The organism is Streptomyces sp. NPDC001219 (assembly GCF_053597915.1).
This window is the reverse complement of the sequence record NZ_JBSFJF010000019.1, coordinates 48,752-66,733: the sequence shown is the minus strand read 5'-3', so window position 1 is coordinate 66,733 and position 17,982 is coordinate 48,752. Positions and strand designations below refer to the sequence as shown.

General features: G+C 72.4%; 9 protein-coding genes. 4 read left to right on the top strand and 5 right to left on the bottom strand.

Going from position 1 to position 17,982, the window contains the following annotated elements; all coding sequences use genetic code 11:
- Nucleotides 1–65: 65 nt before the first annotated feature.
- Both ACWC9R_RS15080 and ACWC9R_RS15075 read right to left on the bottom strand, forming a co-directional pair.
- Nucleotides 66–9,698 carry an Ig-like domain repeat protein gene (locus ACWC9R_RS15080; RefSeq protein ID WP_450731775.1) on the bottom strand — a complete coding sequence of 3,211 codons (9,633 nt, stop codon included), beginning with the start codon at nucleotides 9,696–9,698 and terminating at the stop codon, nucleotides 66–68.
- Nucleotides 9,699–10,197: 499 nt separating this feature from the next.
- On the bottom strand, nucleotides 10,198–11,286 hold the full coding sequence (locus tag ACWC9R_RS15075) for a chitinase (protein ID WP_450731774.1): 1,089 nt from the start codon (nucleotides 11,284–11,286) through the stop codon (nucleotides 10,198–10,200).
- Between the two features lie 372 nt (nucleotides 11,287–11,658).
- On the opposite strand from ACWC9R_RS15075, the gene ACWC9R_RS15070 reads away from it, so the two are divergent.
- A complete protein-coding gene (locus ACWC9R_RS15070) occupies nucleotides 11,659–13,188 on the top strand; it encodes a PepSY-associated TM helix domain-containing protein (protein WP_450731772.1) in 1,530 nt (509 codons plus the stop codon).
- 121 nt (nucleotides 13,189–13,309) lie between these two features.
- On the opposite strand, the gene ACWC9R_RS15065 is transcribed toward ACWC9R_RS15070, so the two are convergent.
- Nucleotides 13,310–13,582, bottom strand: coding sequence for a hypothetical protein (locus ACWC9R_RS15065; protein WP_362611999.1), 273 nt, complete (start codon nucleotides 13,580–13,582; stop codon nucleotides 13,310–13,312).
- A gap of 195 nt (nucleotides 13,583–13,777) precedes the next feature.
- Between ACWC9R_RS15065 and ACWC9R_RS15060 the strand changes: the two genes are divergently transcribed.
- Nucleotides 13,778–14,281, top strand: coding sequence for an NUDIX hydrolase (locus ACWC9R_RS15060; protein ID WP_450731770.1), 504 nt, complete (start codon nucleotides 13,778–13,780; stop codon nucleotides 14,279–14,281).
- A 160-nt stretch (nucleotides 14,282–14,441) separates the two neighbouring features.
- On the opposite strand, the gene ACWC9R_RS15055 is transcribed toward ACWC9R_RS15060, so the two are convergent.
- Nucleotides 14,442–15,407 carry a helix-turn-helix transcriptional regulator gene (locus ACWC9R_RS15055; protein ID WP_450731768.1) on the bottom strand — a complete coding sequence of 322 codons (966 nt, stop codon included), beginning with the start codon at nucleotides 15,405–15,407 and terminating at the stop codon, nucleotides 14,442–14,444.
- 63 nt (nucleotides 15,408–15,470) lie between these two features.
- On the opposite strand from ACWC9R_RS15055, the gene ACWC9R_RS15050 reads away from it, so the two are divergent.
- Nucleotides 15,471–15,857 carry a VOC family protein gene (locus ACWC9R_RS15050; protein ID WP_450731766.1) on the top strand — a complete coding sequence of 129 codons (387 nt, stop codon included), beginning with the start codon at nucleotides 15,471–15,473 and terminating at the stop codon, nucleotides 15,855–15,857.
- Nucleotides 15,858–16,337: 480 nt separating this feature from the next.
- Entirely contained in the window at nucleotides 16,338–16,721 is a 384-nt protein-coding gene (locus ACWC9R_RS15045) for a peptidase inhibitor family I36 protein (RefSeq protein ID WP_450731765.1), read from the top strand.
- Between the two features lie 205 nt (nucleotides 16,722–16,926).
- Here the strand turns inward: ACWC9R_RS15045 and ACWC9R_RS15040 are convergent, their stop codons facing one another.
- Nucleotides 16,927–17,874, bottom strand: a complete 948-nt coding sequence (locus tag ACWC9R_RS15040) for a hypothetical protein (RefSeq protein WP_450731763.1) — start codon at nucleotides 17,872–17,874, stop codon at nucleotides 16,927–16,929.
- Nucleotides 17,875–17,982: the final 108 nt, after the last annotated feature.

Below are 17,982 nucleotides of genomic sequence, written 5' to 3'. Positions count from 1 at the left end.
CCCGCCCCGGGCCCGGACACAGCGGTGCCCCGAGTCCCGCACAGGGGACCCGGGGCACCGCTCCGTCAGGACACCACCTGGACACCGGTTCCGACGGACGGCGCGAAGCTGACGTCGCCGTTGTAGTTGCCGATGACGGCGTGGCTTCCCTTGGGCATCGGGTTGAAGCTCGCGCTGGCCGTGCCGCCGACGAGCGGCACGGTCAGCGGGGTGCGTCCCGAGATGGCGAGGGTGACGGTCCCGGTGGGTGTGCCCGTTCCGGGGGCGTTGGGAACCACGGTCGCGGTGACCGTGACCCTGTCCCCCGTCGTCGACGGGTTGGGCGCGGAGACCACGGTGGTGGTGGTCCCGCTCCGGGTGACGGTCTGGGTGTCGGTCCCGGTGGAGCCGGAGAAGCTGGCGTCCCCGCTGTAGGTGGCCGTGACGGTGAACGGGCTGCCGGTGGTGGTCGTGTAGGCGTGGGTGACGGTGGCGACGCCGCCGGAGAGGTTGGCGGTGGCGGTGGCGGTGCCGTCCCCGAAGCTGAAGGTGACCGTCCCGGTCGGCGCTCCGGCGCCGGAGGAGACGGTCGCCCGGAGGGTCACCGTCCCGCCGGACACCGAGGGGTCGGGGGTCGAGGTCACCGTGGTGGTGGTCGACGTCTTGGTGAGGGTCTGGGTGTCGGTGCCGGTGGAGGCCGAGAAGTTGGCGTCCCCGTTGTAGACGGCCGTGATCGGGAAGGGGCTGCCGGCCCTGGTGGCATAGGTGTGGGTGAGGGTCGCGATGCCGCCGGAGAGGGTCGCGGTGCCGGCGCCGGTCCCGTCGCCGAAAGTGAAGGTGACCGTCCCGGTGGGAGTACCGGCACCCGGCGCCGCCGTGGAAACCGTCGCGGTCAGCGTCACCGACTGCCCCGCCACCGACGGGTCCGGGGACGACACCACCGCCGTCGTCGTCGCCGCCCGCCCCACCGTCTGCGTGTCACTCCCGCTCGACGAGGTGAAGCTGACGTCGCCGTTGTAGGTCGCGGTGACGGTGTACGGGCTGCCGGAGGTGCTGTTGAACGGATGTGTCACGGTCGCCGTGCCGCCGGAGAGGGTCGCGGTGGCGGCACCGGTGCCGTCCCCGAAGCTGAAGGTGACCGTCCCCGTGGGAGTGCCCGCCCCCGGCGCCACCGGGGAAACCGTCGCGGTCAGCGTCACCGACTGCCCCGCCACCGACGGGTCCGGCGACGACACCACCGCCGTCGTCGTCGCCGCCCGCCCCACCGTCTGCGTGTCACTCCCGCTCGACGACATGAAGCCGCTCTCCCCGTTGTAGGTCGCCGTGACGGGGAAGGGGCTGCCGGACCTGGTGGCGTAGGTGTGGGTGACGGTCGCGGTGCCGTCGGCGAGCGCGGTCGTGGTGGAGCTGGTGCCGTCGCCGAAGCTGAAGGTGACCGTCCCGGTGGGGGTCGCGACACCGGGTGCGACGGAGGTGACGGAGGCCGTGATCGTGGTGGACTGTCCGACCACCGTGGGATCGGGCGAGGAGGTCACCGTCGTCATGGTGGCCGCCTTGCCGACGGTCTGGGTGTCGGTGCCGCTCGACGAGGTGAAGTTGGCGTCGCCGTCGTAGGTGGCGGTGAGGACGAACGGACTGCCCGTGGTGTTCCCGTAGGAGTGCGTCACCATCACCCGCCCGTCGGTGACCGGTGCCGTGAGGGTCGGAGTGCCGTCCCCGAAGTCGAAGGTGACCGTCCCCGACGGCGCACCCGCCCCCGGCGCCACCGACGCCACCGACGCCGTCACCGTCGTCAACTGACCCACCACCGTGGGATCGGGCGACGACACCACCGCCGTCGTCGCCGCCCGCCCCACCGTCTGTGTGTCACTCCCGCTCGACGCGGTGAAGTTGGCGTCCCCGTTGTAGGTGCCCGTGATCGCGAACGGACTGCCCGAGGTGCTCGGGTACGCGTGCGTCACCATCACCAGACCGTCGATGACCGGTGCCGTGAGAGCCGGAGTGCCGTCCCCGAAGTCGAAGGTGACCGTCCCCGACGGCGCACCCGCCCCCGGCGCCACCGACGCCACCGACGCCGTCACCGTCGTCAACTGACCCACCACCGTGGGATCAGGCGACGACACCACCGCCGTCGTCGTCGCCGCCTTGCCGACCGTCTGCGTATCGCTCCCACTCGACGCGGAGTAGCTGACGTCCCCGTCATAGTGCGCGGTCACCGGGTAGGGCCCGCCCGCGCTCGTGTAGGTGTGGGTGATCCTGGCCACGCCGCCGGAGAGCGAGGTCACGGTGGACGGGGTGTCGTCACCGAAGTCGAACGTGACCGCGCCGGTCGGCACGCCCGCTCCCGGCGCGACCGGTGTCACGGTCGCGGTGAGGGTCACCGGCTGGCCGACCACGGACGGGTCCGGCGCGGTGGCCACCGTGGTCAGTGTCGTCGCCGGAGCGACCGTCTGGGTGTCGGTGCCCGAGGAGGAGCTGAAGTTGACGTCCCCGCTGTAGTTCGCGGTCACCGTGTGGGGGCTGCCCGAGGCGGTGGTGTAGGCATGCGTCACGGTCGCCACTCCGCCGGAGAGCGGTGTTGTGATGGCGGCCGTCCCGTCGCCGAAGGTGAAGGCGACCGTTCCGGTGGGCACACCGGCGCCGGGCGGGGTCGGGGCCACGGTCGCGGTGAAGGTCACCGGCTGGCCGGTCACCGAGGGGTCCGGGGAGGAGCTCACGGTCGTCGACGTGGTCGCGGCGCTGGCCGCCACCGTGTGGACGCCGGTGAGGGTGACGGGGGCGAAGTCGTCGTCACCGCTGTAGGTGGCGGTGACCGTGTAGGGGCTTCCCGTCGTGCTGGTGTAGGCGTGCGTCACGGTCGCCGCCTCGGAGGAGACCGGAGCGCTGACGGGCGGGGTGCCGTCGCCGAAGTCGAAGGTGACCGTGCCGGTCGGGGTGCCCGCGCCCGGGGGGACGGCGGCGACCCGGGCGGTGAAGGTGACCAACTGCCCGGCCACGGAGGGGTCCGGGGAGGAGAACAGGGACAGGGAGGAGGAGGCCGGGCCGACGGCGTGGGTGTCGGTGCCCGTGGAGAAGCTGAAGTCGGTGTCCCCGCTGTAGTCGGCCGTGACGGTGTACGGGCCGGGTGAGGCCCCGGTCCAGATGTGCGTCACCGTGGCCACGCCGGCGGAGACCGTGGCGCTGACGGAGGGGGTGCCGTCACCGAAGTCGAAGGTGACCGTCCCCGTCGGGGTGCCCGCGCCGGGCGCGGCAGCGGAGACCGTCGCCGTGACGTCCACCGGCTGCCCGGTGACCGAGGGGTCGGGCGAGGTGGTCACGACGGTGGTGCTCGCGGCCGGGGTGACGGTCTGGGTGCCGGTGCCCGTGGAGGGGGTGAAGGCCTCGTCCCCGCTGTAGTCGGCGGTGAGGGCGTACGGGCTGCCGGAGGTGGTCGTCCAGGCGTGGGTGAGGGTGGCGGTGCCGTCCGTCAGGGTTGCCGTCACGGGCGGGGTGCCGTCACCGAAGTCGAAGGTGACCGTACCGGTCGGGGTGCCCGCGCCGGGCGCGGCCGCGGAGACCGTCGCCGTGACGTCCACCGGCTGCCCGGTGACCGAGGGATCGGGCAGGGGGGTGAGCACGGTCGCCGACAACGCCCGCTGTACGACGTGGTCTGCGGTCCCCACGGAGGCGGTGCACTCCTCGTCGCCGTTGTAGATGGCGTGGACCGTGTACGGACTGCCCGAGGCGCTCGTGTAGGCGTGTGCGGCGCTCGCCACACCGCCCGCCGCGGAGACGGTGACGGGTGGCGTGCCGTCACCGAAGTCGAAGGTCACCGTGCCGGTCGGCACACCGTCCCCCGGGGCGTCGCACACCACCCGCGCGAAGAAGGTCACCGGCTGGCCGGTGACCGAGGGCTCCGGCAGTCCGCTGACGGTGGTGGTGGTCGTGGCGGGGGCGACGGTCTGGGTGCCGGTCCCGGTGGAGGGGCTGAAGTCGGCGTCCCCGCTGTAGGCGGCCGTGACGGTGTACGGGCTGCCGGAGGTGCTCGTCCAGGCGTGGGTGAGGGTGGCGGTGCCGTCCGTCACGGGTGCGGTGAGGGGCGGGGTCCCGTCGCCGAAGTCGAAGGTGACGGTGCCGGTCGGGGTGCCGGCTCCCGGCGCGACGGCGGAGACCGTCGCGGTGAGGTCCACCAGTTGGCCGGCGACCGAGGGTTCCAGCAGTCCGCTCACGGTGGTGGAGGTCGCGGCCAGGGCGACGGTCTGGGTGCCGGTCCCGGTGAAGGGCGTGAAGTTGGCGTCCCCGCTGTAGTCGACGGTGACCGTGTAGGGGCTGCCGGACGCACCGGACCAGGTGTGCGTCGCCGTGGCCACGCCGGCCGTGACCGGCACCGTGGTGGGCGGCGTGCCGTCACCGAAGTCGAAGGTGACGGTGCCGGTCGGGGTCCCGTTGCCCGGCGCGGCGGCCGAGAGGGTCGCGGTGACCGTCACCGGCTGGCCGGACACCGCCGGTTCGGGCAGTGAGGTGACCACCAGCGTGGACACGGCCCGGCCGACGGCCTGTGTGGTGCTGCCGCTGGACCCGGTGAAGTCGGTGTCCCCGCCGTAGGTGGCGGTGGGGGTGTAGGGGCTGCCGGACGGGCTGGTGTAGGCGTGCACGGCCGTCGCCACGCCGGCCACGACCGGTACCGCGGCCGGGTCGGTCCCGTCGCCGAAGTCGAAGGTCACCGTTCCGGTCGGTGAGCCGCTGCCCGGTTCCGCCGCGGCGACGGCCGCGGTGAAGACGACCGGCTGGCCGACCACGGACGGGTCCGGCGCGGAGGTCACGGTGGTGGTCGTCGCGGCCTGCAGCACGGACTGGGTGGTCGTGGCCACCGAGTCGGTGAAGTCGGCGCCGCCGCCGTAGGTGACGGTGATCGTGTACGGGCTGTGGAGGCTGCTGGTGTAGATGTGGGTGAGCAGGGCGGCTCCGCCGGCCAGAGTGGCCGTGACGGGAGTGGTCGCATCGCCGAAGTCGACGGTGACCGTACCGGTCGGGGTGCCGGCGCCCGGCGGGACCGGTGCGACCGTCGCGCTCACGGTCACCGGCTGCCCCACCACCGCCGGTTCGGGCCCGGAGGTCACCGTGGTGGTGGTCGAGGCCGCGTACAGGGTCTGGGAGCCGGTGCCCGTGGCGGGGCTGAAGTCCGCGTCACCGCTGTAGGTGGCCGAGAGGCTGTACGGGCTGCCGGCCGTGGTGGTGTACGCATGGGTGACCGTGACCGTGCCGGCCACGACGGTGGCGGTGACGGGTGTGGTCCCGTCGCCGAAGTCGAAGGTGACGGTGCCGGTCGGGGTGCCCGCACCCGGGGCGTCCGCCGAGACGTTCGCGGTCAGGGTCACCGGCTGGCCGACGGCGGAGGGCTCCGCCGACGACAGGACGGTGACGGACACGGTCGCCTGGTTCACGGTCTGGGTGTCGGTGTCCGTGGACGGCAGGAAGCTCGCCTCACCGTTGTAGACGGCGGTGACCGGGAAGGGGCTGCCGGCGGGGTGCGGGTAGGCGTGCACGGCGGTCGCCGTGCCGTCGGTGAGGGGCGCCCGGACCGTCGGGGTGCCGTCACCGAAGTCGAAGGTGACCGTCCCCGTCGGGGTGCCGGCGCCCGCGTCCACTGCGGTGACGGTCGCGGTGAAGGTGACGTTCTGGCCGGTCACGGACGGGTCCGGCGCGGAGTTCAGCGCCGTCGAGGTGGCCGCCTGGTCGACCGTCTGGGTGTCGAGGCCGGCCGAGCCCGCGAAGTTGCCGTCCCCGCCGTAGACCGCGGTGATCGTGGCGGGATCGGCGGCCGCGGTGAAGGTGTGGGTGGCCGTCGCCGTGCCGCCCGTGAGCGGGGCCGTGACGGGCGTGGTGCCGTCACCGAAGTCGAAGGTGACCGTGCCGGTCGGGGTGCCCGAGGCGGGTGGCACGGCCACCACGGTCGCGGTGACGGTCACCGCGTCGCCGACGACGGACGGGTCCGGAGCGGAGTTCACCGTCGTCGAGGTGACCGAGACACTGGTCTCCACGCCCTGGGCGTACGTCCCGGTGGAGGCGGCGAAGTCGGTGTCCCCGCTGTAGGCCGCGGTGACGGTGTACGGGCTGCCGGCGGTGCTGGTGTAGGGGTGCGTGACCGTGGCCACGCCATGCGAGACCGGTGCGGTGGCGGGGGCGGTGCCGTCACCGAAGTCGACGGTGACCGTCCCCGTCGGGGTGCCGGCGCCCGGCGGCACCGGAGTCACCCGCGCGATCAGTGTCACGCTCTCGCCCACCGCGGAGGGCACCCGCGAGGAGGTCACCGCGGTGACGGTCTCGGCCGGGGCGACGGCATGGACGACGGTGTCCTCGGACGCGGCGTAGTTGGCGTCACCGAGGTAGACCGCGGTGATCGTGTAGGGGCTGCCGGAGACGCTGGTGTAGGGGTGGGTGACGGTCACCGTGCCGTTCACCAACTGGGCGGTGAGGACCGGAGATCCGTCGCCGAAGTCGAAGGTGACCGGCCCGGTCGGGGTGCCCGAGGCGGGCGCGGTGGGGCTCACGGTGACGGTCACCGACTCCCCCGTCACGGACGGGTCGGGTGCGGCGGTGACCGTGGTGGTGGTCGCGGCCTGCTCGACGCTGTGCGTGCCCGTGCCGACGGACTGGGTGAAGTTGGCGTCACCGCTGTAGGTCACGGTGACCGGGAACGGGCTGAGGGGCGCGCTGGTGTAGGCGTGGGTGAGGACGGCGGTGCCGTCGGTGAGCGGGGCGGTGACGGGGGCGGTGCCGTCGCCGAAGTCGACGGTGACCGTACCGGTCGGGGTGCCGGCGGCCGGTGGTGCGGCGGCGACGGTCGCGGTGAAGGTGACCGTCTCGCCGGTGACCGAGGGGGCCGGCGAGGACGCCACCGTCGTCATGGGCACCGCCGGGGCCACCGACTGGCTGTCGGTCCCCGCGGAGGGGTTGAAGTTGTCGTCGCCGCTGTAGGTCGCGGCGACCGTGTACGGGCTCTCCGCCACCTCCGGATTGGCGTGGGTGACCGTCGCCGTGCCGCCTTCGACGGGGGCCGTGACGGGCGGGGTGCCGTCGCCGAACGCGAAGGTCACGGTGCCCGTCGGCGCTCCGGACGCCGGGGCCTCGGGCGAGATCTGCGCGACGAAGGTGGTCAACTGCCCCACGGTGGAGGGGTCGGGCGCGGAGAGCACCTCGGTGGTGGTGTCGGCCGGCTGCACGGTCTGGGTGTCGGTGCCGAGCGAGGTCGTGAAATCCGCGTCACCGTTGTACGTGGCGGTGACCGTGTACGGCGTCTCGGCCGCGTCGCTGTAGGCGTGGGTGAGTTCGGCGGTGCCGTCGGTGAGGGACGCGGTGACCGGGGGCGTGCCGTCGCCGAAGTCGAAGGTGACCGTACCGGTCGGGGTGCCCGCCCCCGGCGCGAGCGCGGTGACCGTCGCGCTGAACGTCACCTGTTCCCCCACCGTCGAGGGGTCGGGCGCGGAGAGCACGTCGGTGGTGGTGTCGGCCGGCTGCACGGTCTGGGTGTCGGTACCGAGGGAGGTCGTGAAATCCGCGTCACCGTTGTACGTGGCGGTGACCGTGTACGGCGTCTCGGCCGCGTCGGTGTAGACGTGTCCGGTGGTGGCGGTGCCGCCGGCGAGGGGGGTGGTGACGGGCGCGCTGCCGTCCCCGAAGTCGAAGGCGACCGTACCGGTCGGGGTGCCCGCCCCCGGCGCGAGCGCGGTGACCGTCGCGCTGAACGTCACCGACTCCCCCACCCTGGAGGCATCCGGCGCGGAGACCACCGTCGTCGACGACGTGCTCGGTCCCACCGACTGGCTGCCGGTCCCCGTGGAGGGTTCTAGGTTGCCGTCGCCGCTGTAGGTGGCGGTGACCGTGTACGGACTGTCCGCCGTACCGGCGTAGACATGGCTGGTGGTGGCGGTGCCGCCGGTGAGGGGGCTGGTGACGGGCGCGCTGCCGTCGCCGAAGTCGACGGTGACGGTTCCCGTCGGTACGGCTGCGCCGGGCGGGACCGCGGTGACCGTGGCGGTCACGGTCACCGGCTCGCCGGCCACGGAGGGGTTCGGCGCGAGGCCCACCACGGTGGTCGTCGCCGCCTGCTGCACGGTCTGGCTCTCCGTCCCCGTGGAGGGGAGGAAGTTGTCGTCGCCGCTGTAGGTGGCGGTGACCGTGTACGGCGTCTCGGCGGCGGCATAGGTGTGGTCCACGGTCGCGGAGCCGCCCGCCGTCGGCAGGGTGAGGGGGGTGGTGCCGTCGCCGAAGTCGAACGTCACGGTGCCCGTCGGCGCTCCGGCGCCCGGCGGGGTGGGGGCCACCCGTGCGACAAGGGTGACCGGCTGCCCGGCCAGGGACGGGTCGGGCCCGTGGGTCACCGTGGTGGTGGTCGGCGCCGCTTCGACGGTCTGGGTGTCCGTCCCGGTGGTGGCCATGAAGAGGACGTCGCCGCTGTAGGTGGCGGTGACGGCGTAGCCGGTGGCCGAGGGGCCGGTGTAGGCGTGGTCGACGGTGGCCGTGCCGTTCGTCAGGGTGGCCGTCACCTGGGCCGTGCCGTCGCCGAAGGCGAAGACGACGGTGCCGGACGGCGTACCCGTCGTGGGCGGTACCCCCGCCAACTCCGCGGTGAAGGTGACGGGTTGGCCGACGAGGGAGGGGTCCGGCGCGGAGCTGACGGTCATCGTCGAGGGCGCCTTGTAGCCGAAGGCGTTGGGGAGCGTGACGCTGCCCCCGGGGGTGGTGACGACGATGTCGGCGGGGCCGGGGACGCCCGCGGGGGTCACCACGACGAGCAGGTTGTCGGAGTAGGCGCGGAAGGACCGTACGGGCACGCCGCCGATGGTGACGCCGCTGACGCGGGCGAGGCCGCTGCCGGTCAGGACGACGGTGGTGCCGCCCGCGATCGGCCCGGTGTCGGGGCTGATGCCGGTGACGTTGGCCACCACCGCGTAGGTGTAGAGCAGTCGGTTGCTCACTCCGCCGATGGTGGTGATCTGGACGGGGACGGTGCCGGGGCCCGCGGCGGGCGGAACGGTGACGCTGACCTGCCGGTCGGAGAGCGCCGTGGGGAAGGCGACGGCGTCGCCGAAGCGGACCAGCAGCGCGGTGCTCAGACCGGCGCCGGTGAGGAGGACGGTGTTGCCGCCGCCGACCGGTCCGGTGGCCGGCGCGATGCCGGTCAGGCTGGGCCAGGGGATGTAGAAGAAGGAGCCGACCCTGGCGGTTCCGCCGGGGGTGGTGACGGTGACGGGGACCGATCCGTTGCCCGAGGGGGTCACCGCGATGATGGTGTTGGCGTCGAGGACGGTGAAGCTCGCCGCCCGGCGCGAACCGAAGGTCACGGCCGTGGCGCCGGTGAAGTTGCGCCCGATGATGGTCACCAGGGTGCCGCCGCTGTAGGAGCCCTGGTCGGGGAAGACCCCGGAGAACCGGTTGCGCTCCGCCAGTGTGCTGGGCGAGCCGGCGTCGGAGCGTCCCCAACTCGGCGCGTAGGGCGTCCTGTTGTATACCTCGGCGAGGGCGCCCAGAAGAGGGCCGCTGCCGCTCGGTGGCGGCAGCTCGGCGCCGTCGGCCACGGTGCAGACGACCAGGCCGTCGGGACCGCCGCGCGCCGCCAGGGGGACCGGCGCGCTGAGGGTGGGGACCGCCTCGTGGGAGAGCGGGTCGATGACGGCGACGCAGTTGCCGTGGCGGTCAGTGAGGATGACGAGCCCGCAGGGGTTCTCCGGAGTCAGCATGACGGTGTCACCGCCGGCGTCATGGTCCCGGTGGCCGGGCCAACGGGGCGTTCGTCGCGGGGCAGTGGCGGGAGGGAGGCGTAACGGTCTCTCGGGGCCACCCGTCGAGGAACGGTGACGCGGACGGGGTGCACAGCGCGGGCAGCAGGCATGACGGCTCCAGACCAGCTCGCGGGCCCGCCGCACCATGAGACGCCCGCGTGACGCGCGCCGACATGGCCGGTCCTGCACATCCCCAACGGGAGAGCGCTCGGACGGCAGCGTGCTCACACGATGCTCCGAAACGGGCAAGACGCCTTCCACTCCCCCGGAAAGGATGGGCGGCCCACCGGAATCGGACGGATTCAGTAACCCATCCCGGTGAGGCGCAGGCAACGCAGCGGAAGGCAGCTCACCCGTACGGGCGAGCGCGTCCCGGTCACCGGCGCACCACGGAGAACGCTCACTGCGACGCCCCCTCGGTGCGGCGGTGCCCGGTCCGCCCGCCGGTCCTCCCCGGTCAGCCCGCGAAGGCGCGCACGAACTCGTTCGTCTTCTTGTCGATGCTCGAACAGGTCGCCTGTGCCTTGATGTTCGCGCCTCCCGGGCAGGGCTTGTCGCGGGTCATCGACCACATCGACAGCCGGCCGAGCCCCTTCTCCTTGGCGAACTTCCTGAGTTCGGCCGCGTCGTCGGGCCGGAAGACCTCGCCCTTGACGTCGTTGACGCCGATCATCGGGGTGACGGAGACGCTCTTCCACGCCTCGGCCTCGTCCCGGATGCCCAGCGCGCCCTTGATCTGCTTCTGGGTGGCGGTGGCGGCCGAGACGGCGTACTTGCCCATGTCACCGTCGTAGTAGGTGCCGTAGTCCATGGCCATGACGTTCACGGTGGATATCCGGGCGCCGTTCTTCCTGGCCTCCTTCAGCACCGCGACGGCATGCCGGTTCATGCCGGAGGGGAGCACCGGGAGGGTGTAGGAGACGTCCAGCTTGCCGCGCTGCTGAAGCCGGGCGATGGCCTGGGCGCGGAGGTGGTTGGCCTTGGTGTCGGTCAGCGCGGGGCCCTCGATGTCGAAGTCGACCTTCGTCAGGCCGTAGGCGTCGATGACCTTGCGGTAGGCGGCCACCAGCTTGTCCACCGAGCCGCAGACCCGGGCGAGTTCGTTGCCGCTCTGGCCGCCGAAGGAGACCCGGACGTCGCCGCCCTCTCCCCGCAGTGCCTCCGCCTGCTGCGCCACGGGGTTGGCGCCGAGCGGCTGCCTGCCGCCCCACTTGGGCACACAGCCGCCTCCCGGGGAGACGAACGCCAGGTTGTACTCCTTCACGCCGGTCTCCTCCGCGCCCTGGAGAAGGTCGAAGGAGGGCCTGAGCGAGGTGTCGACGTAGGGCGCGAAACCGGCGCCCTCCGGCTTGGGCTTCGGCTTGGGTGGGTGGCTGCTCTGCTGTGGGGAGGGGTCAGCCGGCGCCGGGCGCTGGGGCTTCTCCGGCTCCTCGGACGAACAGCCGGCGAGCAGCGACACCGCTGTCAGGGCCGTCGCCGCCGCGAGGGCGGCCGGCTTCCTCCTGCGGCTGCTCCGAGGAGCGTGCACTGCTGCGTGGTTCATCATCGGGCTGCCTCCAGCGGTGGGGGGTGGGCCGTGCTGCGCGGACCTGTGGCACGAGGGCGACACCTGCGGGGCATCTCGTCTCTCGCGGGCCGGTCCGGGGAGTTCGGGCGGCAGGTGTGGGAGGAAGCCCCTGGTGGGCAGCCCGCACCGCACACGCGACGTCAGCCCGTCAGCGCGTAAGCCCGGCCCGTTTGTCATGACCGCCATCGTGCCACCCGGTGCGGGTACCCCGCAGGGTGGGTGGACTCACGGCCCGGCAGGTATGGGACAGCTCACACCGCACGCCCGGGAACTCCGGCACCGGTCCGTCCGACTCCCTGAGCGGCACCGGCAGTGGGCCGGGCCACCTCACCTACGAGCCGGGAGCCCCGCGTGCCCACTGAACAACGACTCGCCCCGAGCGACTCACCGGACGCGCCGGACTCCCCTGGCGCACCGGACTCCCCCGACACCACCGGCGCGGGGGACGAACGGGCGACCGGCCGTACCGGGTGGGCCGCGCTCCGTCCGCTCGTCCTGCGCCTCCACTTCTACGCCGGGGTGCTGATCGCGCCCTTCCTGCTCGTCGCCGCGGTCACCGGGCTGCTGTACGCCTGCTCCTTCCAGGCGGAGAAGATCGTCTACGCGCACGAGCTGAGCGCGCCGGTCGGCAAGGCCGAGCTGCCGCTGTCGCAGCAGATCGCCGACGCCCGTAAGGCCCACCCCGAGGGCAAGGTCGCCGCCGTACGTCCGGCTCCGCGGCCCGGGGACACCACCCGGGTCCTGCTCTCCGGCACACCGGGCGTGACCGCCGACCACCAGCTCGCCGTCTTCGTCGACCCGTACACCGGCAACGTCCGTGGGGCGCTGGAGACTTACGGCTCCGGGGGCGCGCTGCCCCTGCGCACCTGGCTGGACTCACTCCACCGCGATCTGCACCTGGGCGAGAGCGGCCGGCTCTACAGCGAACTGGCCGCCAGCTGGCTGTGGGTGGTCGCCGGGGGCGGACTCGCGCTGTGGATCGGCCGTCGGCGCCGGAACCGCGCGCTGAAGGCCCTGGCGCTGCCGGACCGCACCGCCACCGGCCGCCGCCGGACCCTGTCCTGGCACGGTGCGGTCGGCCTCTGGGCCTCGGTCGGTCTGGTCTTCCTCTCCGCGACCGGTCTGACCTGGTCCGCGTACGCCGGGGCGAACATCGGCGACCTCCGGGAGGCCCTGGGACAGGCGACCCCGACCGTCTCGACCGCCGTGGCGGAGGATCACGCCGGACACGGCGGCCCCTCGGGGATGGCCGGAATGCCCGGTATGCCGGAGAAGGGGGAGAGGAAGGGCGACCCGTCGGGCGGCTCCACTCCGTCGGATGTGGGCATCGACAAGGTCCTCCGGACCGCCCGTGCCCAGGGGCTCTCCAACCCCGTGGAGATCAGCCTGCCGACGGAGCAGGGCACCGCCTATGCCGTGAAGCAGATACAGCGCAGCTGGCCCGAGAAGCAGGACGCCATCGCCGTCGACCCGGCCACGGGAAAGGTCACCGACGTCTCGCGTTTCGCCGACTACCCCGTCCTGGCCAAGCTCACCCGCTACGGCATCGACCTGCACACGGGCACCCTGTTCGGCCTGGCCAACCAGCTCGCACTGGCCGCCCTCGCCCTGGCCCTGGTTTTCCTGATCCTCTGGGGCTACCGGATGTGGTGGCAGCGCCGCCCCACCCGCGACCGCACGCTCTCCTTCGGGCGTCCGATTCCGCGCGGCGCCTGGCGTCAGGTGCCGCTGCCCCTGCTCCTTCCGCTCGTACTCGCCGTAGGAGCGGTGGGCTGGCTGGTGCCCCTGCTCGGCATCTCACTGATCGCCTTCCTGGCCGTGGACCTCGCCGTCGGCGCCCTCGCACGCCGTCGCCGCGCATCCGCCGCCTCCGCCGGCTGACGCTGCGCACACGGCGACCGCCGGGGAGCCGGTAGCGGCGCCCCGGACGAAGCCGGCAGCGACGGACCCGAAGAATCCGTCGCTGCCGGACCGGCGCCGGCCGCAGCGGCCGACGGCACGGTCAGTCCCGCATCTCCGCCAGCCGGAAGGGCCCTGCCGCACCGGGACCGAACATCACCGGCAGATTGCGCCCCAGGGGGACGACGACGAGCGGCTCGTCGCGGTACTCCCGGAGGAACTTCTCCAGGGGCTCCCAGATCAGGCTCCGGTACCCGGACTCGGTTCGCTGATGCTCAAAGGAGAGGGTCAGCGCGGAGTCCATCACGGTGACGCTCACCGCGTCGACCTCCAGCCACTCTCCACCGATCCAGGCCTCAAGCCTTACGTATGACATGCCGCAAGGGTGCCCCGCGCCACACCCGGCTCGCAAACCACACGACGCCCCTGGCGACGAACACCGCCCGGCTGACGGAGTCCCCGCGCCGGTACCCGCCACGCGACGCATCCCCGCAGGTCGCGCGCGGAGCACCGGCCGTCGCATTCGAGCCGCCGGCCGCCGTGTGACGGGCCATGGTCCTACCGTGAGCCCATGCCGAACGAACAGCGCGACGTGGTCGTGGACAACGGTGTGGAGTTCCCCTCCCCCGCCGACGGCGAGGTATGGGTGGTCGGAGCGGTCATCCTGAACCAGGACAACAAGGCCTTCGCCCAGAAGCGCGGCCCCGGCCGCCGCCTCTTCCCGGACTGCTGGGACATCGTCGGCGGACATGTCGAGGCCGGCGAATCCCTGCTGGACACCCTCGCCCGGGAAATCACCGAGGAGACCGGCTGGCACCTGCGCCGGGTGCGACAGCTGCTCGATGTCAGCACCTGGACCGGTGACGACGGCGGCGGAACACGACGGGAGGCCGACTACCTCGTCGAAGTCGACGGCGACCTGGACCACCCCCGCCTGGAACGGCCCCAGCACACCGCCTACGACTGGTTCGGCCCCCACGACCTCCCCCGCCTCAAGGAAAACCGGGCCCCCGCCACCTTCCTCGTCCACGACCTCATCGCCAGGGCGCTACGGGACCACTACGGCCAGGACTGAGGCCGCTGGCGCGGGGGCCTCCTCCAGCTGTGTCCGTCGTGGTGGCGGAGCCAGGAACCGTACGCCGGCGCCTGACGGACTCAGACCGTCTGACCGCCACCTTCCCGAACGCGGTCATGGTCCACACCCCGGTCTCGGTGCCCGTTCTCCTGCAACGTCGCTACCCGGCCTGACCGTTCGCGTTGCCCTCGCAGAGTTCCTGGGCACGGCGTAGCAGGGCTTGCCGTACGGCGTCCGGCGACAGGACTTGCAGTGGTGTGGCCAGGCTGAGGAGGTATCCGGCGAGCCCCTCTGCGTCGGGACCGCCGATGTCGACGAGCGTGGCGTCGGGGCCTTCGGGACGGTGGGAACCGACTGACGAGGGGATCAGCCGCAGTGCTTCGTCCATGGGCACCGGGAGGCGGATCGTGGCATGGAGCGGGTAGGGGCCGGTCGCGACGGAGCGGGAGACGAGCAGCGCCGGGTCGGGTGGGTCGATGAGTTCCCTCGGGTGCCCCGTTGGCTGTAGTCGGTCGACCCGGTCGGCCCGGAAGGTCCGCCACTGGGCTTGTGTGACGTCCCGGGCGACGAAATACCACCGGCGTTCGGTGTGGACGAGGCGGTACGGGTCGACTTCCCGGACCGTGGCTCTCCCTTCCCAGTCGCGGTACGAGAGCCGGGCACGCTCGCCCCGGCGGCAAGCGGCCGCCAGTTCCAGCAGCATGCCGGCCGAGATCTGCGGTCCGCCGTGTCTGGGCGTGTGGACGAAGGTGTCGTCCATCTCGCCCAGCCGGTCCGCGATCCGCCGCGGCAGAACCTGCCGCAGTTTCAACAGGGCCGACAGAGCGGCCTGGTCGCCGCCGAGAGCGCCGCTGAGGGCGGCCTCGCGCAGCCCGACAGCCACGGCGAGTGCTTCTTCGTCATCGAGGATCAGCGGAGGAACCCGGGCTCCGGCACGGAGGCGATAGCCGCCCCATGGGCCGGGGTCGGACTCGACGGTGTAGCCGAGGTCCCGGAGCTTGGCGATGTCCCGCCGCACCGTGCGGTCGGTCACCGCCATCCGGTCGGCCAGTTCGCCGCAGGTCCACGACGGACGGGCGGCCAGCAAGGAGACCAGTCGCAGCAGGCGGGCGGATGCGGTGATCACATTCTGGAGTGTTCCACAGGACCAGGACGGAACCTGTCCTGGTCCCGCCCTAACGTCTGCCCCATGAACACGGCGAACACCTCCGCACCCACGTTCCGCTACTCGGCTGTCACCTTCGACTGCCCGGACCCCGCCGAACTGGCCCGCTTCTACGGCGAGGCCCTCGGCCTGCCCATCGTCTTCTCCACTGACCACTTCGTCCTGCTCGGCCAAGAGGCCGGAGCCGGACTGGGGTTCAACCGGTTGACCGACTACCGCCGTCCCACCTGGCCGGCCCCATCCCAGGAAAAGCAGGCCCACATCGAGCTGGGCGTCGACGACTTGGACGCCGCCCAGGCCCGGCTGCTCGCCCTGGGTGCCGTCAAACCCGAGTTCCAGCCGGACCCCGACCGGTGGCGCGTCCTGCTGGACCCCGCAGGCCACCCGTTCTGCATCTCCACCCTGGTCTGAGCACAACCCACAAGCCCATGACCACGACCACGCACCCGGACAGGGCATGCCGGGTACCACGCCGGCGCGGGTAGTCGCGGATTCTCCGGTTGCTCCACGCCTTGCCCGCGCCCACGCTGTCAGAGGTGCGACGGGGCCGACCCAGTCTCAGCCGAGGTACGCACACGGTCGACCCGCCGAGCGGGTTGCGTACGCGGTTCCGGACGTTGTGCCACGAGGCGTCGGAGCGCAGCGCGCGGCGTACGCCCGGTTCATACGCTGCCGCGCTCCAACCGCTGTTGGTCCGGCCAGAAATGCTCTCAGGGCGGCCACGGGCGCGGACCATACTGGTGGCGATTCGTCAGGCCGCCCGCCGGCACCTCGCAGGCCGACCCCGCCCATGCCACCCGTAGCCGTGGCCCTCCCCCTGCACACGATCCTTCTCAGCCGGTCCACAGCGGCATGACTGTTCCCATCCTCACCAGGACAAGGAGCTTTGCCATGCGCCGCCTTCACTCGTTCGCCCTCGCCGCTACCGCCCTGGCCGCCGCCGCCTTCAGTGCCGCTCCCACCGCCCACGCGATCCCCACGCAAGGCACCGGCCTGGCCGCCTACAACTGCAGCTCCGGGTACTTCTGCATCTACAGCGACTGGAACGGTGGCGGAACCCGCTGCCAGTGGTCGCAGGCCAGTAAGGCCAACACCGCCGACGACTGCTCCTTCATCCAGCGAGGACAGAACGTGCGCTCCGTCTGGAACAACACCGGGCACCGTGTGCAGTACTACACCCAGACCAACTATCACGCCCGTGTCGGCTCCACCCCCGCGCACGCCGGCGGCAACTTGCAGGGCAGCTACCAAATCCGTTCCTTCAAGCCTCAGTAGGAGCGGATCGCCTCGGTGGTAGGCCCAAGTCCGTTGCCGTGAGCTCTTGTTGAAGGGATCGCGCGGAACGGAGTGGTACGGGCCCGGTTGACCGGTCGTCCTCCCTCGCGGGTGCGGGGGAGGACGTCTGCCACTGCGCCCCCGGGACAGCGCGGCGGAGGGGACGGCGAGAGCGAACAGCGTCGCCAGGTCAGGTCAGGTCAGGTCACGGCCGTTCGTCGAGGTGCCAGCGCCCGGCGGTGTGCTCCCGGGCGATGCGTTCCCATTCCTCTGTGCCGCCGGGCAGCGGCCAGGCCCAGGTGGGGCGGTGTCCGGTGCGCGCTTCGTGGAGTCGGCGGCTCAGTATCGGTCCGGCGAACTCGGCGCCGTCGGGGACGCCGGGCCCGTGAAGGGCGCGCAGCTCGGCGAAGCGGGTCAGTTCGGTCTCGTACGCCGAAACCGCGTGGTGTGTCGCGGTGTGCGCCTCGTCCTCGGGGACGGTCCGGTGGAGTTCCAGCAGTGCCGGCTGGGTCGACTCGGCGATGGCCGCGGCGAGGCGGGCATGGCCGTCCAGGATGAGAGGGCAGTCCAGACCGCTGACCCACCAGAGCAGCACGGGCGGCAGAGTCCCGTCCAGGGCCTGCTTCCGGTAGGCCTTGACCCGGCTGTCGCCGGCGTCCGGCATGGGCCGCAGCGGGAAGATCTCGAACGAACCGTTGTGGACGTACCAGTCGACATAGCCGTCCGGGTGGCCCTCTATGAGCATCGAGCTCCAGTACTCGGCGGGTGTGCGGCGGGCATGGTTCCAGTGGCGCAGCCGGGGGTCGGGGGACAGCACCCAGCGGCCGTCGTGCAGGGGCGTCCCGGGCGACGTGGCCAGCAGATCCGCGAAGCGATGGGCCCACCGCTCGGTGGACCCTCCGTAGGCGCGCGCCGTGGACGCCCGCAGCGGCGGCACGGGGGACCGGTAGTGGCCCGTGCGGTAGAAGTCCACTCCATGGGCGGGCGGGTCCACCACGCCGAGCAGTACCGGTGCGCCTCCCTGGGCCAGCAGCAACCGGTGCGGCGGTGCGGTCAGCAGGCACAGGTCCGGCCTGGGGCGTCCCTGGACCTCCAGCGACAGACCGGACCAGGTGCCATCGGGAGGAGAGGTGAGGTTCGCACGCCGCATCATCCTGGGACTGTAGTCGGGGTGGGCGACCGGGGGGGCGGGCCGTGGTCGTACGGCCAACGGTGCCGTTCACCGCACGGCCACACTCGGCGATAAGGCCCTGAACAGCAC